A 23,710-nucleotide genomic window follows, 5' to 3' on the forward strand; every position below is an offset into this window, starting at 1 on the left:
TCACCGAATGTCGACACCCGCGGCGCGGGGCAGGGAAAGGCCGCGATCGGCTCGCCACCGCGCACGGACGCCGCGCGCAGGATCCGCCGGGCTCTCATCGTCACACCCCCACGGGCCGGCGTCCGTGGAGCTCGTACTCGGTGAGCAGGGCCTCGCGGTCGGCGTCGGTGAGCGGCCGGTAGACGTCGTCGTCGCCCGCCGCGCCGCCACGCAGGTAGACCTCGCCGGGCTCGATCCAGGACTCGCGTCGCAGGCTGGGCTTGGAGATCTTCCGCGTGGCGGTGACCGGCATCTCGGTCATGACGCGCACGAACCGCGGCGCCCACTTGGTGCCCATGTCGGGCTGGGTGCGGCAGAACTCGGAGAACGCGTCGGCGTCGAACTCCACACCGGGTTCGAGCTGGATGGCGGCCATGACCTGGTCGCCGGTGCGCGGGTCCGGGACCGGGTAGACGGCCACGACGAGCACGCCGGGGAACCGGTCGAGGATGCGCTCGACGGGCCCGGCGGAGAAGTTCTCGCTGTCCACGCGGATCCTGTCACCGGAGCGGCCGGCGAAGTAGAAGTACCCGTCCGCGTCGCGGTAGCCGAGGTCACCGGTGTGGAAGACCTCGCCGACGTTGCGTTCGGCGGTGGCCTCGGGGTTGCGGTAGTAGCCCTCGAACAGCTTTGCGCCGGTGACGTTGCAGATCTCGCCGATCGCCTCGCCGGCGTTGACCAGGCCGCCGTTGGCATCGAACTCGGCCCTGGGGCATTCGTTCTCATCCGCGTCGAGGATCGCGACGTCCATGTAGGCGCCGGCCACGCCGAGCGCGCCGGGCGGGGTGTCCTCGGTGTGGCTGATCACCACGCCGCCCTCGCTGCTGCCGTACGACTCGAGCGGGGTCACACCGAAGCGGCGCTCGAACTCGGTCCGGTCGTGGACGGAGGCCTCGGTGCCGAAGACGACCCGCAGGCGCGTCTGCTTCTCCTCGGGCACCTCTGGCTGGGCGAGGATGTACGACAGTGACCGGCCGACGTAGTTGAAGTAGCTGGCGTTAAACCGCAGCACGTCGGGCAGGAACCCCGAGGCGGAGAACTTGCGGCGCATCGCGAAGGTGCAGCCGACGTACGCCGACGGGGCGAACGCGGCGAAGAGGGCGTTGCCGTGGAACAGCGGCATCGCGCTGTAGGCCACGTCGTCGCGGACGAGGCCCCGGTAGTTGATGGTGCCCATCATGGCCATGCGGCCGGTCGAGCACATGACGGCCTTGGGGGCGCCGGTCGAGCCGGAGGTGAACAGCAGGGCCAGCAGGGTGTGGGGGTCGCGGGCGCTCTCCGGGTGCAGTCGGGGCTCGGCGCCGGCGTGATCGGCGAGCAGGCCGCGCCACTTGTCGGAGTCGATGTCGAACTGCGCGGCGACGCCGGTGTCGAGGCCCTCGAGCAGGGCGGTGCCGTCCGAGTCGGTGACGATCACGTCGCAGTCCACGCCCCGGATGTCGGAGGCGAGTTCGGCGCCGCGCCGGGTGGGGTTGATGCCGACGATGGTCACGCCCGCGAGCGCGGCACCGCACAGGACGAACAGGTACTCGGGCACGTTCTCCAGGAGGATGCCGACGTGGAGGTGTCGGTAGGGGTCGGGCCGGTCCGCGTACGAGTCGGAGTGCTCCTCCGCCCAGCCGCGCAGGATCTCCGCGCGGACGGCGGCCTCGGCCACGAACTCGCGCCAGGTCCACGCGGAGTCCTCGAACAGCAGTCCCGGGTGGTCGTCGGTGGAACGTTCGATGAGGATGTCGCCGAACGTGGCGTGCTGCATGTCGTGCCCGGGATTGAACGCTGCTGTGGTCATGAGATCGGACAATAGGCGACCGGGCCCTGTCGCACAGGCGAAACAGCCAGCAACTTTGACAGGTGTCAGCCTCGGTGGTCACCGGCCCACCCGGTGGGCGTGTCCGGCCGGCATCGGGTAGGAACGAGGCGACGGCGCGCCACGTGGGCGCGCGGGGATCGAACAGGGGCGTGGGATGGTCGGCGAACACGGCGGGAACGTCGACGTGGACGAGGGTGCCGTCCGGGGATCCGACGACGACGAGGTCTGTCTCGACCGGGACGGGTTCGTCGTCAGCGATGTCCGACTCACCAGCGTCCACAATTTCCGGGACATGGCCGGCCCGGGCTACGCACTCCGTCCGTCCGGGTCGATGGCCCGCGGTCTCGTCTACCGGTCCACGACTCTCGCGGTGGGCGACGACGACCTCGCGGTGCTCGAGAAACTCGGCGTCTCGACCGTCGTCGACCTGCGCACCGAGGCCGAGATCGACAAGCAGCCCGACGTCGTCCCCGCCGGGGCGGAGTACCTGCCGATCGACGTGCTGGGCGGGCACACCTCGGCGGCGACCCTCAGTGCGTCCGGCCTGGCCGGGGCCGAGGAGGCGCGGCGCGAGATGGCCATGACCTACGAGCGGTTCGTGGTGGGTGATCACGAGCGGCGGGCGTTCGGTCGGGCCGTCCACGCCCTGGCCGTGTCGTCGGGCCCGGCGATCGTGCACTGCACGGCGGGCAAGGACCGCACCGGGTGGGTCTCGGCGCTGGTGCAGTTGGTCGCCGGTGTCCGGGAGGAGGATGTGATCGCGGACTACCTGCTCACGCGGGAGATGTCCGCGGACTTCGTCTCCTCCATCCGTACCTACGTGCAGACGGAGATGCCCGACAAGCTCGAGGCGATAGGGGTCCTCATCGGCGTCGAGGAGGCCAACCTCCGCCGATCCCTGGACGCGCTGGCGCGCGAGTTCGGTGACGCGCGGCGATACCTCGTGGAGGGCGCCGGGGTGGAGGAGGCGGTTGTCGACGAGTTGTCCGCGCGGTTCAGGCGGGGCTGACCAGGATAGGGATAGCTCAGGCGGCGGTGGTTCAGGCGGCGATGACCAGCGCGCCGACAACGCCGCCGAACCCGATCGCCTGGAGCGTAACCGCGATCGTCCGCCCGAGTTCGGTGCGGGCCGCCGCGTGGACCCGGGGGCCGGCCAGCGTGACCGCGAAGACCATGATGATGGCCGCGACCGCGGTGAGCGAGCCGGCCAGTCTGGACGCCACCCCGTAGACCGCGGCGATGCCGATCAGGCCGCCCGCCAGCGCGGCGATGATCGTCGTCAGTGGCGCCGGGAGGACGGTGGCGTGGGTGACGTCGGGCATGGTGTCGACGTCCGAGTGCGCCGTGCCGGTGTCGTCCGGCTGACGTTCCTCGAGCATCAGGGTTTTGCGCATGCCTCGGACCCTACGCACTGATCCCGTCGTGGACCTCGGTCAATCCTGAGGGTTCGATCGTCCCGCCATCGGCACTGGTCAGAGCGCCCCCCGCGTGCGGAGAGATGGGTCACATGTGGCCTGCCGCAGGCGCTTCCGGAGGTCTCCGCATAGTGCTGGTCCTGGAACCGCCACGGGAGCGCGGGCGGGCGTAGGATTCCCGCGGATCTGAGGGGGCGAATGTGTGGTTCGTCGACGAGAAGGGGGGTTGTCGTGGGCGCTGCGCGTGCCGTCGGAGGATGGTTCGAACCCGGTGACGACATCGGGCGGTCCTGGGACGAGGCGGAGGCGATCCTCCGGGCCTGCGAGGACCTCGACGGGGTGATGGCGGCCATCCGGGACGCAGAGTCGCCGGTCGAGGCACGCCGGGCGCTCAAGCTGGGCTTCGGTTTCACCGGCCGGCAGGCCGCGCTGCTCCTCACCCTGCCGGTCATGGCGTTCACCCGCTCGGAACGCAGGCGGATGGACGAGGGCCGCCGCGCCCGGATGGACCTGTTGGCGGACGTCACCGGCTTCCTGCCCGCCATCCCCGACGAGCCGTCTCCGCCCCCACCGGCCCCGCTGCGGACCGTGCCTCCGGTCGCCGAGGAGGACTGGGTCGCCGGTGGCGGGTGGAGCGAGGAGTTCGACGGCGCTCTCGCGCGCATCAGTTCCGCGATGGGGGAGTCCCGGACCGCCCCCGATCCCGCGCCTCATCCGGATCCGCCGGCGTCGGGTGCCGGCGGCCGGTCGGTTGGTGGTCGGCGGTCGATGGCGGGGCAGGACGACGCCTCGGCGGTGCTCGACGAGCAGATCGGCGAACTGACCGACGCACTCGCGGACCTCCTCCGGGCGGCCCCGGTCGCCGCCGGTGACGGCCCACACCCAGCCGACGATCCCCGGCGGTCCGCGAGTCCGTCGGGCGCTCTACTGGACAGGTGCGGCGTCGACGACACCACCGGAATCCGCACCTTGTTGTGGCACCTGCGCAGGACGGGGCTCGATTCGATGGAGGGGTTGTTCCCGTTCGCGGAGCCTCTCACCGTGGCCCAGGGGTTCGGGGTGCAGGCGTCGAGGTTCGAGCAGGCGATGGGGGCCGGCACCCTGGGATCCGAGCCGGGTGGTGACGCGACGTGGGCGGGTCGGTTGTGGCCGTTCGCCGAGCGCAGCGGGTTCGGCTACGCGGTGTCGTACCGTGCTGGTCGCGACGCCGGCTCGGTGTGGGCGTACGGCGGGGGTCAGCCCCTTCACCGGATGTGGGATTCGGTCGTGGATCTGCTGGTCGAGCTCTACCAGGCCTTCACGGTGGGCGCTCCGTGCGACTCGGCACTCGCCGCGGTCGCGGACGGCCGCGTGGTGTGGAGCAACCTGGGCTGACGTCGTCGGGGCGCCGCCCCCGCGGGGGGGCGTGCCGTCAGCCCAGGTCGCGGGCCACCACCGTCGGGCGGATCCCGCGGCAGAAGACCAGCTCGATCCTCCGCACCGTCTTTCCGGTGGTGCCACCGAGCAGCTCGGCGTAGGCGCACAGTTGGAGCAGGTACTCGTCGACGGTGTCCACCGTGACGGCGACGTCGGTCTTGTAGTCCACGATCGTCAACGAGCCGTCGGCTTCCTCCATCACGAGGTCGACGACCCCGTCCACCGCGACCGTCGTCCCATCCGTGGTGCTCAGCGGCCCCGCCACGGGTAGCTCGGCCCAGTGGGTGCGAGTCGCCGCCCGCCGGACGGGCTCGGAGGTCAGTGCGGTCCTCGCGACGGAGACCATCTCTGCGACGGCCTCCGGGTTGCGGCTCCCACGCAGCCCACCTCCCAGCCCGAGGGCGATTAGCTGGTCTGCCGCCCACCGCTCCCAGCCCGCGATCGCGGAGACGGGGTCGGCTGTCGGCCCGACCAGCCGGTTCAGGTTCGTGTGCTCGGCCAGGTGGTGCACGGCGGTGCCGACATCCGGTCCGGAGGCCAGCGGGGTGCCCCGCGGGGCGGGTGGCAACTCGTCCGGTCGCGCCGGGGTCGGGTCGAACCGGTCGCGCAACGCGGCGGCGAGCCGCTCGGGAAGCGGTCGCGGCTCCGCCACCTCGTCCTGGCGCTCGCCCGTACTCGCGTCGGCGGTCCTGCCGGCCACCTCCGTGTGCACGATCCGGGTCGCGGACCAGCCGGCGCGCTCGGCGGATCTCGCCGAGATCTCCCGGCTGCGCTCACTCCACTCGGCCGCGTCGGGCACGTCCACGGCCGGTGTCGCCGCGGCCTCGAGCAGGTCCTGCCCGTACTCGGCCAGAGGGGGTGCATCGGCTTCCTCGACCACCGACCCGAAGAGGGAGCCCCACAGTTTGCGGGGGGTCTTCTTCTGGGTGAGGACGTAGCCGTGTCCTGACACGGCCAGGCGGGATTCGGCACGGGTGGCGGCCACGTAGAGCAGGCGGACCCGCTCGGCCAGCGAGTGCGCGCCCTCGCGTTCGGAGGCTCGGCCGAACGCGGGGTCCCGCACGATCGTGGAGAACGAGGCCGCAGGTCGTGGCGGGTCGTCGTCGGTCCACAGGAGCCGGGCCCGGTCGGCGGGCCACTTCCGGCTCATCCCGGCGACGATGACCATCGGGTACTCCAACCCCTTGGAGGCGTGGATGGTGGTGATGCGGACCGCGTCCACCCCGATCTCGGGGATCGCGGCCTCGGGGACCCGGGCGTCCTCCGCGGTCAACGCCAGCGCCCAGTCTGCATAATCGCGCAGGTCGGCGCGCGCGGGGTCGGCGGCGGACTCCTCCCATTGCCAGGCGTGCTCGATGACGAATCGGATCCGGCGCCACAGGTCGCGCTGGCGGGGCGAGTCGGCGACGGCCTCGAAGACCATGCGGTCGCGGACGAGTTTCTCGAGTAGCTCGCCGGGGCGTCGGGTGTCCCGGGACAGGGCCGAGAGGTACCCCATCGCCTCGGCGACGGGCGACCCCGCGAGGTCGGCGGGAGCCGGGGCACCGGGCGCCCAGGAGCCCCCGGCGGCGCGCCAGCGCAGCAGGTCGTCGTCACCGCAGCCGAACAACGGTGAGCGCAGCGCGCCCACCAGGGAGGCCTCGTCTGCGCTGTTGGCCACGGCGCGGACCGCGAGCAGGAGGTCGCGGATCTCGGGTGTCCCGTAGACGATCGACGAGGCCTCGGTGCGGTAGTCGATCCCGGCGTGGTCGAGGCAGGTCTCGAGCATGGGGAGCGATCCGCGCGAGGGCAGGAGGATGGCGATGTCCCCGAGTCGCAGTGGGGTCTGTTGCCGTTCCTTGGACTCGTGGGTCCACCCCTCGCGGATCGCCGTGGCGATCACCCGGGTGACATCAGCAGCCTCGGTCCAGTGTCGCCGGTGGTCCTCGCTCGCATCCGGCGGGCAGTGCGGGGGCGCGTCGTCGGTGCGGAAGACGAAGGGACGGGGCCCGTGGGCGGGGTCGTACGGCGGTCGGTCGGGGGCGGGTTCGAGGTCCCGATACTCGGGCTGGACGCCGTCGGTCGCGGTGAGCACCTCGGAGAACACCTCGTTGACCCAGTCGAGGACCGGGCGTGAACAGCGGAAGTTGGTGCTCAGCCGCTCGATCTCGACACCGGCCTCGTCGCGGCCCCGAGCGCGGAGGTAGGTGGCGATGTCCGCGCGACGGAACCGGTAGATGGACTGCTTGGGGTCTCCGACGGTGAACAGTCGGCCGGGCTCGGGCCCGGACCCGTCGGCTGCGGCCGTGAGCAACTCGGCGATGTCCAGCTGGATGGGATCGGTGTCCTGGAACTCGTCGATGAGGATCCGCCGGTAGCGCGCCCGGACGCGTTCGCGGACGGTCGGGTTCTGCAGCAACTCGCGGGCCAGGACGAGTTGGTCGTGGAACTGCAGTGTGCCGTGACGGCGACGGTCGGCGGCGTGTCGGAGCACCACCGGGACGAGGGCGTCGAGAACCACCGCGATGCGGGGGCGCCAGTGCGCTTCGAGGATCCCACCGCAGAGGCCGGGGAGCTTCCTGATGTCCTCCTTGATGGAGTCGAGCGCTTCCTTGCCTCCCCAGCTGGCTCCCTTTCCGCCGCGTCCGACCCCGATCGGATTCGCGAGAAGCTCGACCCACGTCGGTGAGGCTGCCGGATCGGCGGTCGAGGCCTCGAGGTTCTCGAGCCAGGTCTGGTGCTTGCCGAGCGTCGCGTACATCAGGTCCGTCTCGTCCTGGCAGGCGTCCCGCCACCCGACGATCGATCCCACCGTGGCGACGATCTCGGCCAGGTCCGGTGTCCCGGGCAGTTCGGCGGCACCGGTGTACTGCGGTTCGGTGGGCAGGCGGTCCCAGTCGCGATGCAGTGCCTCGACGACTTCCCGGAAGGCGTGGGTGCTCACGCCGGCGTCGAGCATGTCGTCCACGGCTCGTGCGAGGTTGCCTGTCCGGGCGGCGGTCGGGCCGCTGCCGAACAGGACGGTGGCGCACTCCTGCCACAAGGCCTCCACGGCGGTCGCCTCGGCGGTGTCCTGTTGGGCGGTGACCCTCGGCGGGATCCCCGCTTCGAGGGGATTCTCGGAGAGCAGACGCAGGGCGAAGGAGTGGAGGGTGCCGATGGCGGCGGTGTCGAGCCCCGCGAGGGCGACGTCGGCGCGGTCATCACCGTCGGCACGTTTGTCGACCAGCGTCACCCGGAGCCGGTCGCGGAGTTCGGCGGCCGCTTTCTCGGTGAACGTGATCGCCGCGATCTCCTCGACGGGCACTGCGTCCTCCAAGAGGAGCGCACCGAGGCGGCTGACCAGTGCGTGGGTCTTGCCGGTGCCGGCCCCGGCCTCGACGAACAGGGTCGCCGAGGTGTCCGCGGCGACGCGGGCGCGGGCGGACCGGTCTGGCAGCTGGCTCATGCGGACGTCTCCGATTCGATCTCGGTCGGGTCGGCGGCGAGGAGGCCGTCGAACGCGGGGTGGGACGCGATCGGATCCTGTCGGGAGAGCTGCTCCCAGGTGCGGTCGAGTTCCACACCGCCTATGAGGTTCGCGAGGTCGCGGGAGGAGCCTCGCCCGCCCTTGAGCGGGAACCATCCCCGTTGGAGGGCGTCCACCAGATTGCCCACGTCCTCGCGGACCCTGTCCATCACCTCGACGGTGACGCCGAGCGAGATCCGCTCGAACTCCCCGCGCTCGGTGCAGTACCAGTACCGCACCTCGCGGACCGGCAGATCGCCGGCCGTCTCTGCTGCGGCGGCGTAGAGCGGCAGCTGGAATCGCGTGCCGGAGATGGTGGGATCGTCCTCTGTCGGCCGGTCGTCCTGTCCGGGAGGCTTGCCGGTCTTGTAGTCCGTGACCCGCAGTGCGCCCGCCCGCTCGTCGAGCCGGTCGATGGACCCGGCGAGGAACACCGATGTCGTCCCCCGGGAGGTGGTCACCTCGAACGGGATCTCGACGACCGGGCCGTCGGCGTCCTGTCGCCCGAATCCGAGCTCGGTCGCTGCCGGGCGCCACCCGGTCTCGAAGTCCGCCTCGTCCTCGGCGAACCACCGGTCGAGTTCGGCTGCGAGCAGGATCTCGCGCCGACGCCACAGTGAGGCGACGAGGCCGGGCGAGGTCGCGATCGCGGCCTCGCATTCACTGCGCAGCGCTCTCATGAGCAGGTCGCGGTCGGGTCCGGACCCGGTCTCGAGTCGATCGGAGATGTAGCGCTGGAGGATCCTGTGCACGAGATCGCCGTAGTCGCGCAGGTCCATCTCGATGTCCGCAGCCGGGTCGTCGAGTGTCCGGACCCGGAGCACCGTCGAGAGGAAGAACAGGTAGGGGCTCTGGGCCCAGTCCTCGAGTCTCGTGGGTGAGAGCGGGTGGTCGAGGACGGTGAGCAGGTCGGCGGCCGACGAGACGTCACCGGTGAACCGCGTGAACCGGCCGCGCCGACGGTCCTGACGCATCTCGTGGGCGCGGGCGATCAATTCAGGGGTCCCGGTCCGGGGCTGCCACCCGTTGGCGGAGAGTTCCCGGATCCGCAGTTCAGCGGGTGTGGCCGGATCGGAGCCGAGCGCGGCCGGCGGGGTCAGCACCCCCTCGACGAACGAGGGCACCGCGGTGACGGCCGGGCATCCGGCGACGTCCACCAGCCACGTGGTGGCGCGAACCGGCTTCCCGGCGAGACGGGTCAGGGTGGGCAGTAGCCAGCGGGACGGGATCCGGTTGCCGCCGCCTCGCATGGACCCGCGGGGCAACGAACACAGGCGGTGCTCGGATCCGGCTGCCAGCGCGAGCTGGAGGACCCGGTACCGCTCATCGAGTAGTTCGGACGAATCGGGCTCGACCGCGCCTTCGGGCACGAGCGGGTCGGGTTTGTGCAACACGGGGAGCAGGCCCTCCGCCATCCCCACTACGCAGACGGTGTCCAGGTCGCGGCCCACGGCATCGTCGATCGGACCCAGGGCGACCCCGGCGCCCTCCTCGCCCACCCGGTCGACGATCCCGTCCAGCCGCGTGGCGACCGCACCGACCACTCGATCCCGGGTGATCGCGGGCGCGATCGCGTCCAGATCGCCGAGGGAACCGATCACCGCGAGGACCGCCGCCCGGTCGGGGCTCTGGCGGAACAGAGACGACACCAGGCCGGTCACGGCGTCTGCGGCGGCCGTCCAGGTGCGCGCGGCGTCGACGGCGGCGAGCCCGGAACGAACGGTCGCGATCAGGCGCAGCACGGCCGCCGCCGCGGCCCGGTCGGTCTCGGAGAGGGCCTCCGGTTCAGCCCGCAGGTGTTCCCCCAGTCGGTCCCAGTCGCCGGCGCCGATGACGGGGAAGCGCGTCCGGGTGAGGATCTCCAACCGCCGGGACGAGACGGCGGCACCCTCGTCGTCGAACACCACGATCGCCCCTTCGGCGACGATCGAGAGGAGATCGGCGCGCGGCATACGGTCGGCGTCCAGGCCGAGCAGCCGCACGAGCGTGCGACCGGCACCGGAGCGACCCAACCCCGCGTCGGAGGGACCGTGGACGGCGATCCCGGCCTCGCCGAACGCGCGGTGGAGCAGCCGCAGGTAGGGGTCCGGTGACGGGTAGTAGACACCGATCCGGTGGCCGGGGACCCCGTCCGCCAGGCGCGAACGGACGAAACGGACCACCGCACGCACCTCGTCATCGGAGTCCGACGCGTGGAGCACGTGCGTGCCGGTGACGGCGTTCCCGGTGCCGGGTTCGGCAGCGGAGGCGAGGTGGTCCGATCCGGTACCGGGCAGGGGAGAAATGCCCAGCTGGTCCAGCGCTGCCCGCAGCCTGCGCTCGGCCTGCGTCCCGCGCAGCGGCGCGGCCAACACGATCCGGCCCAGCTCGTCCAGGCGCTCCAACGCGACGCTCACGGCCTCGAACTGCGTGTAGTACGCGGCCCCCGTCATCGCATGGGCCTCGTCGGCCAGCCGGAGGACCTCCGAGTGCAGGCGGGTCTGGGCGGTGACCGACCCGGGCTCAACGGTCCCCAGCCGCAGGCAGGCCTGGGCCACGGCCTGCCCTGTGACGGGCTCGGAGGCCACCGACTCGAGATGCCCGGGGTCGGCGTCCAACGCCTTCTCGACGGCGGCGGCCAGGAGCGGGAACGGGAGCGCCGCCCTCGGTGCCTGGGCGGGGGCCGAGAGTTCGCTGATCACCTGGGAGGCGGTCCGGACCGTCACGTTAACCGCCCCGCCGTCGAGCGCCAGCGCCCGTACCAGGTCCCTGGCCGCACCGAACGAGGGCACGAGGACGGTGATCCGGCCGAGAGGGTCGGTGCCGCGGAGGCGGCGGACCTCGGCGACGAGGGCGCTGGGATGAGCCTGGGATCCGGTCACACCGCCATGGTGCCGCACGGGTCCGACAATCCCGGGGTGGACGGTCTCTTATCGCCGCTGACGGAATCGGATCCTGCTGCTACCGTCCGGTCAGACCGGCACATTCGGGGAAGCGCGAAGCGAGGGGGCACCGCCGATGTCGTACGGCTGGGACAACGGGGCGCAGGGCTCACATCCACCGCAGGGACGGCCGGGGCCCGGGTACGGGCCCGAGCCACAGCGCGGGGGCTCGGGCGCGGTGATCGCCGTCATCGCGGTTCTGGCGGTCCTGGCACTGGCCCTCCTCGGCGCGATTGCCTACCTCGTCCTCCGCCCGGGCGGCGGTGCCGGCGACGGGTCCGGTCAGGTGGCGGCGTCCTCGTTGTCGTCCTCGCCGGCGGCGACCTCGCAGCCTCCGGTGACGGAGACCGCGTTCACCACCGCGCCGGAGCGCGAGACCGTCACCGTCACCCGCGAGGCCCCTCTGCCCCGCACCCCACGCAGTGCCGGGTACCCCGCCGGCGCGGACTCCTCCGGATGGGTCGACAACGCGCAGTCACGGTGCAACGCCGGGGATCCGGCGACAATGATCGGCCGCACCACCCAGGCCTCGTTCTCCATCTGCGTCAACCCGGACAACGGCCGCTTCTATTACCGCGGTTCGGCCGGCGGGGCCGGGGTGGAGGTGGACGATCCCGCGGTCTCCGGTGGCTCGGCGATGGTGGCCAACAACGACGTCCTCTATTCGATCGACTCGTCGGGCATGCGGATCTACCAGGGCGGCGATCTGATCTCGAGCCAGCCAATGGTGTCCTTCTGGGCCGACTGACGGGGTGGTCGAGAGCGAGCTCGCGGGGTCCGCTACTCTCCTATCCCGTGCCACGAGCACGGCCCTGTGGCGCAGTTGGTTAGCGCGCCGCCCTGTCACGGCGGAGGTCGCGGGTTCGAGTCCCGTCAGGGTCGCCGGAGAGAGCCGGTGCATTCAGTTCATCGAATGCACCGGCTCTCGTCTGTGCTGCTACCGCGGCCCCAGCCTCGCGGCGATCGCGTCCCGCGTCGAGGAGAACGTGAACAGGAAGTGTTCGAGCGCTACCTGGGCGTGGCGGGGGAGCAGCGGGGCGACCGGCACGGTGGTCCGCTGCAGGACGTGCCGGCCGTCGAGGATCCACGACATGCGGTCGTCGTCGAGATTGAGTCGAGCCAGCTCGAGCGCCGCGTCGGACCTGGAGCGCACTCCCCGCACGACCCACGCCCAGATGCGTGCGTACGGGTCGTCCTCGGCGAACGAGACGTGCATCCGGTGGCCGACGTGGTCGAAGACGATGGCCCCGTGGTCGTCGACCACGCAGGCCCGTCCCGTGACTCTCTCGACGATCGCCTCGAACCGTTCCCGGGCGTCCTCGTGGTCGGCCACCTCCACCGCCACGTCGATGGGGTTCGGGTGGTCGGCGGGGTCGTTGCCGATGGGGATCGAGTCCCAGCGGAGTAGACGCAGCGGTCCGGTGTGCCGCCCGACCGTGCCCTGGCAGCGCAGGGTCAGCAGTTGGGGGTGCGGTACCCCGAGCCGGTCGCGGCAGGCATCGACGACCGCCCGGGCGATGGTGGCGGGCGCGGTGGGGGCGGTGTGGGCGATGATCTCCTCCACGAGGGGGTGACCGGCGAGGCGCACGGTCACCCAGGCGCGCTCGCCGCCGGGCGCGAGGTGGACGACGCACCGCCCCCGCGTTCCGGACGCGTCGGACGGAGCGGTGAACTCCATCGCGCCGACCGCCTCCGACCTGCGCAGATGGCCGGCCAGGGTGGTCTCGAAACCGTCCCAGGGGTCCTCCGCCGGACGCAGCGGCGCGCTGCCCGGGCCGGAGAGCTGGTCGCGCACGGCGTCATCCCACCGGGGCGAGGGCGGCCACGTCGTCGACCGCCCGGCGGAGTTCGCGCGAGGCGGTGCAGTCACCGAGCCGTTCGGCGACGGCGTCGGCGATCGCGCGGTAGAACCACAGTTTCTCCTCCGGCCCGGCGTTGAACAGGCCCCACATGTCACCGCCCAGCCGCTCGTGCGCGGTGACCATCGAGCGCAGGTTGTGGATCTTGTCGGCGGCCGAGATGAGCAGGCACTCGTGGGAGTCCTCGGCCAGTCGCGCGAGGTAGCCCTCCTTGCGCACCCGCCACGGCGGGGTCTCCTCGCCGGCGGTCTTCTCCTCCGACACGCCGCGAACGAGTTCCGTGACCCGCTCGCCGAACTCGGCGGTCATGTCGTCGGCCGAGTACACCGATGGCGGCACGTCCTCCAGGACGTCGTGCAGGAGCGCCGCGACCGCCACGTCCTCGTCGTCGGTGAAGTCGGAAACGATCAGCGCCACCGCGACCGGGTGGGCGATGTAGGGCGTCGGGTCGTCCTTGCGGGTCTGGCCGGCGTGGCAGCGGGCGGCGACCGCGAGCGCGCGGTCGAGGGTGGGGGTCCAGGTGAGCGACATGGTGCACTCCTCGAGGGAGAGGTCCCGACGCCGGGCGACGCCGCCGGGTCGTGGGTGGAACCGGCGGTGACCGGTGTCCCTTCCACACTCCCGAGTACACACCACGGGTACGACACGGGGGAACCGATCGGCGTGGGGCGCGCGTCGTACGTGGTGAGGACGCCACGGGGGCGTCCCGGTAGTAGACCGGAACGACGACGAGGAGGGTTCGTGCCCGACGGGACTATCAGGGCGGATGCCGGGAAGATCGCGAGCGCGGTCTCGGTGTTCCGCGACTGCGGGGAGGCGGCCGCGGAGGTGACGTTTCCCGAGGTCGCGGCGCGGCTGGGCGGCGGTCTTCCGGGCGGGTCGGCGATCGAGCAGGCGGTGGACCGGGCGTGCGGTGCGGCAGCGGTGTGCGCCGAGAGAATCGCGGGTCGGCTCGGGGGCCTGGCCGACTTCGCGGCCGAGGCGCACCGGTTCCTCGAGGCCGAGGATGAGGACTTCGCGGCTCTCCTCGCAGCGGTGGCCCGGCGGTGAGCTGGACAGTCGCGGACATTCGTCGTTGGGACGTGTCCGCGTTGGCGGGGGCCGGCGGCGAGGTCGGCCGGCAGCACTCGGTGGCGCAGGGCATCCGGAGGGACCTGGTCGACGGTGCGGTGGAGCTGGATGATGGCTGGGACGGGGCGGCCGCTGACGCCGTCCTCGACACCGTGGAACGTGAGAAGTCGCACGTCAGCACGCTGGCTGACGGACTCGAGGATCTGGCTGATGCTCTCCGGAGCTCGCACGCTGCTCTGGGGCCGGCAGTTCAGACGGTTCGAGATCGGATCGCCGATGCCGGGGCAGCCGGACTCGAGGTGAGCGAATCGTCGGTGCGTCCGTTGTCGGGTCGCGACGACATCGATCAATCGACGGTCGATGAGCGTGCGGAGGCGATCAGCTCCGCGGTCGACACCGTTCGCTCCCTCGATGAGCACTACGGGCGCGAGATCGACCAGATCGCCGCTCGGCTGCACGCCGCGATCCCACCCGAGGTCGATCGGTCGCCGATCCCGGGCCCGGACGACCCGTGGCCGGGTCGCGGTGTGGACGCGATGACGGGGGCCGCGTCACGGGGTTACCCGGACGTCGCCGATGAACTCGATCCACTGACGCGGGGGAGACACACGCTCAACCCGGCCCCGGATGACTTCGGCAGAGCCGCGGCGACAGGACTGCGGGGACTCGGTAGGGTCGCCGGTCCGGTCGGTGGCGGGCTTACGGTGTACGACGGCGTGAAGGCCCACGCCCAGGGGAAGACGTCGACCGGCGAGGCCGTCGCGGAGACCCTCGGGGCTCTGGGTGGCGGCGCGCTCGGAGGCGCCGCAGCCGGCGCCGTCGCAGGAACGATGTTCGGTCCCCTCGGCACGTTCATCGGCGCCGGCATAGGTGCGGCCGTCGGGACGTACCTGGGACAGCAGGCGGGCGATATGGCTCACGACCGGTACCGGGCCCACACGGCAGAGAGGTGACACGACCATGAGGTATGGGCAGAGATGGGACGACCCGTCGGAACGCGACCCGCACCCCTACGAACACCCCGCCCTGGAACCGGAACCCGGATTCTGGGACGGCAAGTGGGAAGAGTTCAAGCGGCGGTTCATCCAGATGGCCTGGGAGGATCACTACAGCCGGACCGTCCTCATCCTTTCGACGGTGGGATTCGTGGCGACATTCATCTGGATGTGGTTCACCGGTGAAACCTGACGCCCACCCCTAGAACGTCTTGGCGTCGATCACGAACCGGTACCGGACGTCCGAGCTCACAACACGGTCGTACGCCTCGTTGATCTTGTCTGCCGAGATGAGCTCGATGTCGGCCGTGATCCCGTGCTCGGCGCAGAAGTCGAGCATCTCCTGGGTCTCCGGGATCCCCCCGATCATGGATCCGGTCAGGATCCTGCGCCCAGCGGCGACGGACCCTGCCCGCACCGACATCGGCTCGGTCGGGATGCCGATGTTGACCAGCGCCCCGCGCGGCTTGAGCGTGGCGAGGAACCGGTCCATCGGCAGGCTCGCGGAGACGGTGTTGAGGATGACGTCGAAGGTGCCGCGGAGCTCCCGGAGGGTGGCCTTGCCCTCGTCGCCGGCGGTCGCGTAGTGCTCCACGGCGCCGTACTTCAGCGAGTCGTCCCGCTTGGAGGTGGTCTGCGACAGGACCGTGACCTCGGCACCCATCGCCACCGCGAGTTTCACCCCGACGTGTCCGAGTCCGCCCATGCCGATCACCGCGACCTTGGTGCCCGGGCCGACATTCCACTGCTTCAGCGGCGAGAACATGGTGATCCCCGCGCACAGCAGCGGCGCCGCCGCGGCCGGGTCGAGCCCGTCCGGTACGGACACCACCATCGGCTCCTCGACCACGATGTGGGTCGAGTAGCCGCCGTTCGTCACCGGGCCCTCGGGGTCGCCCTCGGGCAGCGGGGAGCCGTAGGTCGCGACCGACCCGCGCTCACACTCCTGTTCCTGGCCGGCCTGGCAGGAGGCGCACTCGTGGCAGGCGCCGACCAGGCACCCGACGCCCACGCGGTCGCCCACCGCGTGCCGGGTGACCTCGGAACCGACCTCCCGGACGATGCCGACGATCTCGTGCCCGGGCGCCACGGGGTAGGTGGTCTTCCCCCACTCGCCGCGCACGTGGTGGATGTCGGAGTGACAGATGCCGGCGTACTCGATCTCGATGAGCACGTCGTCCGGGCCGGTGTCCCGACGCCGGATCGTGGTCTTCTCCAGGGGTGCGTCCGGTGCGGTGGCGGCGACGGCGGCGACGTCCATGTGTGGTCTCCCGTTGATCGAGTCGGATTCGTGGTGCGAACTGTCCAGTCGGAGTGCTCGCCACAGTAGAGGCGCGCGCGTTCCGCTGCAGAAAACCGAGTGCCGGGGCGGTTCCCGTCCGCGATTCCCTAACGCATGTCAGCGCCGTGGCTATGATCCAGATCACACCGCCTCCCGTGAAGGAATTCCCACATGGCCGACACCGTCCGTGAGCAACTCCGCCGCCACGCCGACTCCGATTCCGTCGCGATCCGCTACGACGACACCTCGATCACCTGGCGTGACTACCTGGCGGGCGCCGACGCCCGGGCCGGCGCCGTCACGGGGATGTTGGATCCCGCGCGGCCGCTCCACGTGGCCACGCTCCTGGAGAACACCCCGGAGATGCTCTTTGCGTTGGCGGCGGGCGCGGCGGGCGGGTACGTCACCGTCGGGCTCAACGCGACCCGCCGGGGGGAGGGGCTGGCCCGTGACATCCGCAAGGCGGAGTGCCAGGTCATCCTCACCGACTCCGAGCTCAAGCCGCTGCTGGACGGCCTCGACCTGGGCGAGGTCAGCGTGATCGACACCGATTCCGACGAGTGGGCGGCGCTGGTGGCGTCGTCGTCCGCCCCCCAGGACCCGCCGCCGGTGGAGGCCATGGACCCGTTCATGCTCATCTTCACCTCGGGCACGTCGGGTGATCCGAAGGCGGTGCAGGTCGGCAACTTCACGGTGACGATGTCCGGAGAGAACCTCGCGCCGTCGTTCGGTCTGACCTCCGAGGACGTGCTGTACCTGTCCATGCCGTTGTTCCACTCCAACGCCATCATGAGCGGCTTCTCCCCGGCGATCGCGGCGGGCGCCACCATGGCGCTGGCCCGCCGGTTCAGTGCGACCCGGTTCGGGGACGACATCCGCCGCTACGGCGTGACCTACATGAACTACGTGGGCAAGCCGCTGGCCTACATCCTCGACACCCCGCCCCGCCCCGACGACGCCCAGACCACGCTCCGCGCCGCGTTCGGCAACGAGGCCGCGGCCAAGGACATCCCCGCCTTCGCGCAGCGGTTCGGGTGCGAGGTCCGCGACGCCTACGGCTCCACCGAGCTCGCGGTGATCATCGTGCGGACCGAGAACTCGCCGCTGGCGTCGATCGGGGAACCGTTCCCGGGGGTCGCCGTGTACGACCCCGCGACCGGGGAGGAGTGTCCCCGGGCGGTGTTCGACGACGACGGCGCCGTGACCAACCTCGATGAGTGTGTGGGCGAACTCGTCAACACCGAGGGGGCGGGGTTCTTCGCCGGCTACTACAACGACGACACGTCGACCTCCGACCGCATGAGGGACGGGATGTACTGGTCGGGCGATCTGGCCTACCGCGACGCGGACGGCTTCGTCTACCTGGCCGGGCGCAGCGGGGACTGGCTGCGCGTCGACGGCGAGAACATGGCCACGGGCATCGTCGAGGAGATCCTGCTGCGCAACCCGGCGGTCTCGCGGGTCGCCGTCTACGGTCTGCCCGATCCACGCGGGGTGGGTGACCAGCTCGCCGCGGCGATCGTCCCCCGCCACGACTCGGAGCTGGAGCCGGCCGCCTTCGAGCAGTTCCTCGCCTCGCAGCCGGACCTGTCGCCCAAGGCGTGGCCGCGCTGGGTCCGGATCTCCGTGGCCCTGCCCACCACGGCGACCAACAAGATCCTCAAGCGGGAGCTCATCAGGCAGGGCGTGGGGGCTGCCGGCGCGGACGGCTCGGGGGCAGGCGGCACAGGGTCTGACGGCACAGGGGCAGGCGGTGCGCCGGCGGACACCTGGTGGGAGCGCGACGAGCGGGGCACCGCGTACACCGAGCTGGCCGGGGCGCGGGTGTAGTGGTCGCGGTCTGATGGTCTACGTCGTCACGCGGTTCGACTTCCGGGCACCCGGCGCCGGGCCGGAGGAGCGCCGGGACCGCTACCGCGCGGCCCTCGACATGGCCCGCTACGCCGAGGAGACCGGCCACGACGCGGTCAACCTCTCCGAACACCACGCCTCGGAGGACGGCTATCTGCCGTCCCCGCTCATCGCGGCGTCGGCGGTCGCGGCCGTGACCAGCCGCGTCCCCATCACGGTGTGGGCGCTCATCGCGCCGCTGTACGACCCGGTCCGTCTCGCCGAGGACATCTCGGTCCTCGACCACCTCGCCTCGGGCCGGGTCAGCTTCACCTTCGGGCTGGGCTACCGCCCGGTCGAGTACGCGCTGCACTCACGCGAGTGGAGAACCCGGGGCGCCCGTCTCGACGCCCAGCTGGAGACCATCCTGGCCGCCTGGCGAGGCGAGCCGGTCGGCGACGACCCGGCGGACGGCTCCCCGCGGTCCTCGCCCACGCCGAGGCCGTTCTCCGACCCCCACCCCCTCATCTTCCTCGGCGGTGGCAGGGCGGCCGCCCGGCGGGCCGGGCGACTCGGCATGCACTTCCAGCCGCAGGTCGACGATCCCGAGCTCACCGCGCTGTACCGGGCGGAATGCCTCGCCCACGGGCATCGGCCCGGCCTCGTCGTCGAACCCGTTCCCGGCCCCGCGACGGTGTTCTGCGCCGAGGACCCCGACCAGTTCTGGGCGCGGTACGGCCACCACCTCCTCGCCGACGCCCTCGGGTACCGCGCCTGGCAGACCGGCGCCGGCGACGCCGGCGGCACCCGCAACTCCTTCGTGCACTCCGACGCCCGCACCGTCGACGAACTGCGCGACGAGGGTGTCTACGTGGTGGCGACCCCCGACCAGCTGGTACGACTCGTGCGTGACGGCGACCTGGGGCTCATCACCACCCACCCGCTGTGCGGGGGGATCCCGATCGAGGCGGGCTGGGAGTCGCTCCGCCTGCTCGGCGAGCGGGTCCTGCCCGAGGTCCGGTGAGCGGCCCGCCGCACCCGTAGTCTCGGGCGAATGAGCAACGCGACCACCCGCGGCACCGTCCGCTACTGGGCCATGCCCGCCGCCCTCGGCACGATGGGGGCGCTGCACTTCGTGGCGCCCCGGCCGTTCGACGGACTCATCCCGCCGGAGCTGCCGGGCAGTCGGCGCGCGTGGACCTACGGCTCGGGCGTCGTGGAGGTGGCGGTCGCCGGACTGCTGGCCGCGCCCGCCACCCGGAAGGTGGGCGGCGCGGTCGCGACCGCACTGTTCATCGGCGTCTTCCCGGGAAACCTGCAGATGGTCCGCGCCTGGCGTCGCAAGCCCGTGTGGCCGTACCAGGTGATCGCGTGGGGCCGGCTCCCGCTCCAGGTGCCGATGATCCTCGCCGCCGACAGCATCCGCCGCGGCGCCTGACCCCACCCGGGCGCATGACCCCACCCGGGGTCCGCCCCGCGCTCAGTCGAGGCGCCAGGCCTCGATCCGGGCGAGCGCGTCCCGCTTGACGTCGTCCGGGGCGAAGGACGCCTCGATCGACGCCCGCGCCACCCCGACCAGCCGCGCCACCGACACGCCCATCCGTTCGTGGGCGGCCACGTACTCGTCGACTACGTCCACGCCGAACAGCAGCGGGTCGTCGGCGCCGAGTGAGCAGCGCACCCCGGCCTCGAGCAGCCGCGGCAGCGGGTGCTCCTCCAGCGAGGGGTACACGTCCAGCACGACGTTCGAGGTGGGGCACACGTCGAGGCAGGTCCCGCGCTCGGCCAGCAGCTCCAGCACCCGGGGGTCCTCCACCGCGCGGACGCCGTGCTGGATCCGGTCCACGCCCAGCTCGATCGCGGAGCGCACCTCGTCCGGGCCGGCGAGTTCGCCGGCATGGGGCACCACCCCGAGCCCGGCGTCGCGGGCGATCGCGAACGCCCCGGCCGCGTCGGCCACGGGGTTGCCGCGCTCGTCGGCGACCAGGCCCACCGCGACCACGCCACGGTCGGCGAACCGCGCGGCCAGCCGGGCGGCCTCCAGTGCGTGCCCGGGGCCGGCGCCACGGTCGATGCTCACGATGGACCCGGTCCACACGCCGTGACGACGCCCGGCGTCGGCCGCGGCCGGGAGAATGAACTCGAGCGCCTCCTCCGCCGAGCCGAACGCCACCGCCTTCTCGGGGATCGACGCGAACTCCAGCGCCACGACGCCCTGCGCGGCGGCGTCGGCGACCACCTCGTCCAGTAGTCGCCCGACCCGCTCCGGGGTGTGCAGCAGGTCGATGAGCAGGCCGTACGCGCCGAGGAACGCGGTGAAGTCCGCATACTCCACGAGGGGCGGCGCCTCGATGCCGTCCTCCGCGCACCACTGCCTCAGGGTGGCCTCGCGCATCGCCGCCTCGAGGTGCACGTGCAGGTGCGCCTTGGGCAGCGCGGTGAAGCGGTCGCGGGCGCTCGTGCCGGGGGTCATTCCTCGGCCTTGACCTCGCGGGCCTCGTCGGCGACGTGCTGGTGGGTCATGGGGTCGGTGCCGTCCCACGAGGAGACGTTCCGCGCCTTGGGCAGGTCGTCGCGGTGGAACACCGGGTTGTGGCCCTTGGCCCGCTGCTTCAGGTAGTGCTGCAGGAGCGCCACCGCGAGACCGCCGAGCGGGATGATCGCGATGAGGTTGATGGTGGCCATGACGCCCATGAACAGGTCGGCGAGGTTCCAGATGAGGTCGACCGAGCCCAGGCTGCCACCGAGGACGGCGAGCACCACGAGGATGCGGAAGGTCCGCAGTGCGGCGGGGTTGCCGCGCAGGAAGGTGATGTTGGCCTCGCCGTAGTACGAGTTGCCCAGGATGGAGGAGAACGCGAGGAAGAAGATGACCACCATGAGGAAGGGCACGCCCCAGTCGCCGACCGAGGCGGCCAGCGAGTCCTGGGTGAGCGTGATGCCCTCGCGGTCACCGCCGAACTCCGGGTTGGCCAGAAGGATGATGAAGGCGGTGGCCGAACACACGATGATGGTGTCGAAGTAGACGCCGAGCGCCTGGACGAGGCCCTGCTTGACGGGGTGGGAGACCGATGCGGTGGCGGCGGCGTTGGGCACCGAGCCCATGCCGGCCTCGTTGGAGAACAGTCCGCGGCGCATGCCCTGCATGATGGCCGCGCCGACCGCGGCGCCGGCGACCTCGCGGAGCCCGAGCGCGTGGCCGACGATGAGGGAGATCATCCCCGGGACCTCGGTGATGTTGAGGGCGACGACGACGAGGGCGACGACGATGTACGCCACGGCCATCACGGGGACCAGGATCTCGGTGACCGCGGACAACCGGCGGACGCCACCGAAGATTACGGCGCCCACGAGGAGGGCGAGGGCGATGCCGATGATCAGGCCCGGGGTGAAGCCCTCGAGGGAGAACTGGTTGCGGACGGACTGCGCGATCGAGTTGGCCTGGACGGCGTTGAACACGAACCCGTAGGTGACGGTGATGATCACGGCGAAGGCGATGGCCAGCGGCTTCCAGCCCAGCCCGTCGCGGATGTAGTAGGCCGGCCCGCCCACGTAGGAGTCCTTGCCCTTGACCTTGTACAGTTGCGCCAGGGTGGACTCGACGAACGCGGTGGCGCCGCCGACGATCGCGAGGAGCCACATCCAGAACACCGCGCCCGGTCCGCCGACCGTGATCGCGATCGCGACGCCGGCGACGTTCCCGGTACCCACGCGGGAGGCGGCGGAGATGGTGAAGGCCCGGAAGGCGGAGATGCCTTTCCTGCCCTCGTCGATGTCCGACGGCTTCTCGAAGATCGCCCTGATCATCTCCGGGAACATCCGAATCTGGACGATGAGGGTGGTGATGGAGAAGTAGAGGCCTGCGCCCACGAGTAGCGCGATCACCCCGTACCAGTAGACGTCGTTGATGGACACGATGAAGTCGGTGACTGCGCTCACACGGTGACGGTATCGGATCGCGGCGTCCGGGTCGATGCGACCTACCCTGGTAACCGTGACCGAGTTAGCGCCCACAGCTCCGGACGTCGCCCTGCTCTTCGAGGGCGGCGGTATGCGGGCGGTGCACACCGCGGGCGTCGTGGAGACGTTGATCGAGGCGGGCATCCACACCGGGTTGGTCGCGGGGATCTCGGCGGGTGCCTCCCACCTGGCCAATTACGTGTCGCGCGACGCGGTCCGGGCCCGCAAGAGTTTCGTGGAGATGGCCGCGGATCCGAACTTCGGCGACTGGCGCAGCTTCGCCCGCGGCAAGGGCCTGTTCAACGCCGAGTACATCTACGAGCAGGCCGGACTGCCGGACGAGGTGCTCCCGTACGACTTCGAGACGTTCGACGCCAGCGGTACCGAGGCGCGGATCGGGACGTTCCGCTGCTCCGACGGCGAGACCGTCTTCTGGGGCGAGGATGACATCACGTCGATGAGCGACCTCATGAGGATGGTCCGGTCGTCGTCGACGATGCCGGTGTGGATGCCGCCCGTGCTCATCGACGGCGAGTACTACGTCGACGGGGCGCTGGGTCACGACGGCGGGATCCCGCTGTCGGCGGCTCGCGACGCGGGATACGACAAATTCCTGGTGGTGCTCACCCAGCCGCACGGGTATCGGAAGATCCCGCCACGACGGCTGACGCCGTTCTACCGCTCCTACTTCCGCCGGTTCCCGGCGGTGGGGGAGGCGCTGATGCACCGCTGGGCCCTCTACAACGAGACCCTCGACGAGATCGAGGCGTTGGAGGAGTCGGGCGAAGCACTGGTCTTCCGCCCGCACCGGGTGATGATCCGCAGCTACGAGCGGCGCGTCGACCGTCTCGCCGAGGCGTATGTCCTCGGGCGGGAGCAGGCCAGGCGTGAGGTCGACACCTGGCTCGACTTCTGCGGGATGTAAAGCTTCCGAAATCGCGACACGCCCCGGTGGCGGACCACCGGGGCGTGTCGAATCAGATCAGGAGCCGAACAGCTCCGCGCCACCACTGAGGGTGCCGAGTACGTAGGCCGGGAGGCGCAGCAGGCCGTCGATGGCCGCCGAACCGAACGGCGCGGGGATTAGCTCGGCCGAGCCCGCTGCAAGTCCTGCCCAGAAATCAGAGAACATGGTGTGTCCTTTCGATGTGGTACCCACCAGCTGTGGGCTATGTCTCAGACAGTACGGTCGGTCGCGGGGCCGACGCCACCGCCGAATCGTGACCTTTCCGCTCCTTAACTAATTGCCTAACCGTTATGCTGCACGGTTCCCACTTTATGAGGAAATGCCTAGGCTGACGGCGGGGCGTCTGGGGTGCGGATCCACCACAGGGATGGGTCGTCAGATCAGCTCCGGAAGGAGTGCATCATGGGAAGTCTCGTAGAGCTCGCCGGGTCGTCGATGGCGGCGGCCGGCAGCCTCGTCCAGGACTCCGGCTCGACGCTCGTCGATTCGGCAACGTTCCTCCCGTTCCACATCGTCCAGATCCTCTGGGGGACCCTGTTCGGCATCGCCGGGGACCTCGGTTCGACCTTGCCGATGGCGTGAACTCGACGTCACCTGAGTGACGACGGGTGGGCGGGGGTCGGTTAGGTCACCCTGGATAGACAGACCAGTCTGTCCT

The 23,710-nt window shown here is 71.1% G+C and carries 21 protein-coding genes and 1 tRNA gene; 12 read left to right on the forward strand and 10 right to left on the reverse strand.

All coding sequences use genetic code 11. From position 1 onward, the window contains the following. Positions 1-100: 100 nt before the first annotated feature. Positions 101-1,828: an AMP-binding protein gene (locus AB5G72_RS00800; RefSeq protein WP_440220706.1), complete on the reverse strand. Its 1,728-nt coding sequence runs from the start codon at positions 1,826-1,828 to the stop codon at positions 101-103. Positions 1,829-2,003: 175 nt separating this feature from the next. Between AB5G72_RS00800 and AB5G72_RS00805 the strand changes: the two genes are divergently transcribed. Next, entirely contained in the window at positions 2,004-2,858 is an 855-nt protein-coding gene (locus AB5G72_RS00805) for a tyrosine-protein phosphatase (RefSeq protein WP_440220707.1), read from the forward strand. A 31-nt stretch (positions 2,859-2,889) separates the two neighbouring features. Here AB5G72_RS00805 and AB5G72_RS00810 read toward each other — a convergent pair whose 3' ends face one another. Then, positions 2,890-3,243 (reverse strand): hypothetical protein, encoded by a 354-nt coding sequence (locus AB5G72_RS00810; protein WP_440220708.1) that lies wholly within the window; start codon positions 3,241-3,243, stop codon positions 2,890-2,892. 252 nt (positions 3,244-3,495) lie between these two features. On the opposite strand from AB5G72_RS00810, the gene AB5G72_RS00815 reads away from it, so the two are divergent. Next, positions 3,496-4,638: a DNA gyrase subunit A gene (locus AB5G72_RS00815; RefSeq protein WP_440220709.1), complete on the forward strand. Its 1,143-nt coding sequence runs from the start codon at positions 3,496-3,498 to the stop codon at positions 4,636-4,638. 37 nt (positions 4,639-4,675) lie between these two features. Here AB5G72_RS00815 and AB5G72_RS00820 read toward each other — a convergent pair whose 3' ends face one another. Then, the gene (locus tag AB5G72_RS00820) at positions 4,676-8,107 is read right to left on the reverse strand and encodes a UvrD-helicase domain-containing protein (RefSeq protein WP_440220710.1); all 3,432 of its coding nucleotides are present in this window, start codon (positions 8,105-8,107) and stop codon (positions 4,676-4,678) included. Then, positions 8,104-11,028 (reverse strand): PD-(D/E)XK nuclease family protein, encoded by a 2,925-nt coding sequence (locus AB5G72_RS00825; protein ID WP_440220711.1) that lies wholly within the window; start codon positions 11,026-11,028, stop codon positions 8,104-8,106. The genes AB5G72_RS00820 and AB5G72_RS00825 overlap by 4 nt, the downstream gene beginning before the upstream one ends. Before the next feature lie 136 nt (positions 11,029-11,164). On the opposite strand from AB5G72_RS00825, the gene AB5G72_RS00830 reads away from it, so the two are divergent. Then, positions 11,165-11,836 (forward strand): hypothetical protein, encoded by a 672-nt coding sequence (locus AB5G72_RS00830; protein ID WP_440220712.1) that lies wholly within the window; start codon positions 11,165-11,167, stop codon positions 11,834-11,836. Positions 11,837-11,896: 60 nt separating this feature from the next. Beyond that, positions 11,897-11,970: transfer RNA gene (locus tag AB5G72_RS00835), tRNA-Asp, on the forward strand. 55 nt (positions 11,971-12,025) lie between these two features. Here AB5G72_RS00835 and AB5G72_RS00840 read toward each other — a convergent pair. Together AB5G72_RS00840 and AB5G72_RS00845 are read right to left on the reverse strand one after the other, a co-directional pair. Next, positions 12,026-12,883 (reverse strand): T3SS (YopN, CesT) and YbjN peptide-binding chaperone 1, encoded by an 858-nt coding sequence (locus AB5G72_RS00840; protein WP_440220713.1) that lies wholly within the window; start codon positions 12,881-12,883, stop codon positions 12,026-12,028. A 4-nt stretch (positions 12,884-12,887) separates the two neighbouring features. Beyond that, on the reverse strand, positions 12,888-13,478 hold the full coding sequence (locus AB5G72_RS00845; protein WP_213185822.1) for an HD domain-containing protein: 591 nt from the start codon (positions 13,476-13,478) through the stop codon (positions 12,888-12,890). 210 nt (positions 13,479-13,688) lie between these two features. On the opposite strand from AB5G72_RS00845, the gene AB5G72_RS00850 reads away from it, so the two are divergent. Genes AB5G72_RS00850 through AB5G72_RS00860 form a run of 3 tightly spaced genes read left to right on the forward strand, consistent with a single transcriptional unit; the run spans position 13,689 to position 15,206 of the window. After that, positions 13,689-13,997, forward strand: a complete 309-nt coding sequence (locus AB5G72_RS00850) for a hypothetical protein (RefSeq protein WP_313314338.1) — start codon at positions 13,689-13,691, stop codon at positions 13,995-13,997. Further along, positions 13,994-14,971, forward strand: coding sequence for a WXG100 family type VII secretion target (locus AB5G72_RS00855; RefSeq protein ID WP_440220714.1), 978 nt, complete (start codon positions 13,994-13,996; stop codon positions 14,969-14,971). Before AB5G72_RS00850 ends, AB5G72_RS00855 begins: the two co-directional genes overlap by 4 nt. 7 nt (positions 14,972-14,978) lie before the next feature. Beyond that, positions 14,979-15,206, forward strand: a complete 228-nt coding sequence (locus tag AB5G72_RS00860; protein WP_007626596.1) for a hypothetical protein — start codon at positions 14,979-14,981, stop codon at positions 15,204-15,206. A gap of 9 nt (positions 15,207-15,215) precedes the next feature. Here the strand turns inward: AB5G72_RS00860 and AB5G72_RS00865 are convergent, their stop codons facing one another. After that, entirely contained in the window at positions 15,216-16,274 is a 1,059-nt protein-coding gene (locus tag AB5G72_RS00865; protein ID WP_067715405.1) for an NAD(P)-dependent alcohol dehydrogenase, read from the reverse strand. A gap of 192 nt (positions 16,275-16,466) precedes the next feature. Here AB5G72_RS00865 and AB5G72_RS00870 point away from each other — a divergent pair, with 192 nt between their 5' ends. The 3 genes from AB5G72_RS00870 to AB5G72_RS00880 are packed head-to-tail and all read left to right on the forward strand — an operon-like array spanning position 16,467 to position 19,563. Beyond that, positions 16,467-18,125: an AMP-binding protein gene (locus tag AB5G72_RS00870; RefSeq protein WP_440220715.1), complete on the forward strand. Its 1,659-nt coding sequence runs from the start codon at positions 16,467-16,469 to the stop codon at positions 18,123-18,125. Positions 18,126-18,138: 13 nt separating this feature from the next. After that, the gene (locus tag AB5G72_RS00875; RefSeq protein ID WP_440220716.1) at positions 18,139-19,149 is read left to right on the forward strand and encodes an LLM class flavin-dependent oxidoreductase; all 1,011 of its coding nucleotides are present in this window, start codon (positions 18,139-18,141) and stop codon (positions 19,147-19,149) included. Between the two features lie 30 nt (positions 19,150-19,179). Next, positions 19,180-19,563, forward strand: coding sequence for a DoxX family protein (locus AB5G72_RS00880; RefSeq protein ID WP_208636670.1), 384 nt, complete (start codon positions 19,180-19,182; stop codon positions 19,561-19,563). Between the two features lie 42 nt (positions 19,564-19,605). On the opposite strand, the gene add is transcribed toward AB5G72_RS00880, so the two are convergent. Both add and AB5G72_RS00890 read right to left on the reverse strand, forming a co-directional pair. Further along, the gene (gene add / locus AB5G72_RS00885) at positions 19,606-20,598 is read right to left on the reverse strand and encodes an adenosine deaminase (protein WP_440220717.1); all 993 of its coding nucleotides are present in this window, start codon (positions 20,596-20,598) and stop codon (positions 19,606-19,608) included. Next, complete coding sequence (locus tag AB5G72_RS00890; RefSeq protein ID WP_440220718.1) at positions 20,595-22,064, reverse strand: alanine/glycine:cation symporter family protein; 1,470 nt, start codon at positions 22,062-22,064, stop codon at positions 20,595-20,597. Before AB5G72_RS00890 ends, add begins: the two co-directional genes overlap by 4 nt. Before the next feature lie 55 nt (positions 22,065-22,119). Here AB5G72_RS00890 and AB5G72_RS00895 point away from each other — a divergent pair, with 55 nt between their 5' ends. Further along, positions 22,120-23,010, forward strand: coding sequence for a patatin-like phospholipase family protein (locus AB5G72_RS00895; RefSeq protein ID WP_259820540.1), 891 nt, complete (start codon positions 22,120-22,122; stop codon positions 23,008-23,010). A gap of 57 nt (positions 23,011-23,067) precedes the next feature. Here the strand turns inward: AB5G72_RS00895 and AB5G72_RS00900 are convergent, their stop codons facing one another. Continuing rightward, positions 23,068-23,217 carry a hypothetical protein gene (locus AB5G72_RS00900; RefSeq protein ID WP_172812132.1) on the reverse strand — a complete coding sequence of 50 codons (150 nt, stop codon included), beginning with the start codon at positions 23,215-23,217 and terminating at the stop codon, positions 23,068-23,070. Positions 23,218-23,454: 237 nt separating this feature from the next. Between AB5G72_RS00900 and AB5G72_RS00905 the strand changes: the two genes are divergently transcribed. Continuing rightward, on the forward strand, positions 23,455-23,634 hold the full coding sequence (locus tag AB5G72_RS00905) for a hypothetical protein (protein ID WP_185952000.1): 180 nt from the start codon (positions 23,455-23,457) through the stop codon (positions 23,632-23,634). The last annotated feature ends 76 nt before the right edge of the window (positions 23,635-23,710 follow it).

Origin of the sequence: Dietzia sp. MNB45 (genome assembly GCF_051994785.1) — a bacterium.
Classification (GTDB): Bacteria; Actinomycetota; Actinomycetes; order Mycobacteriales; family Mycobacteriaceae; genus Dietzia; species Dietzia kunjamensis.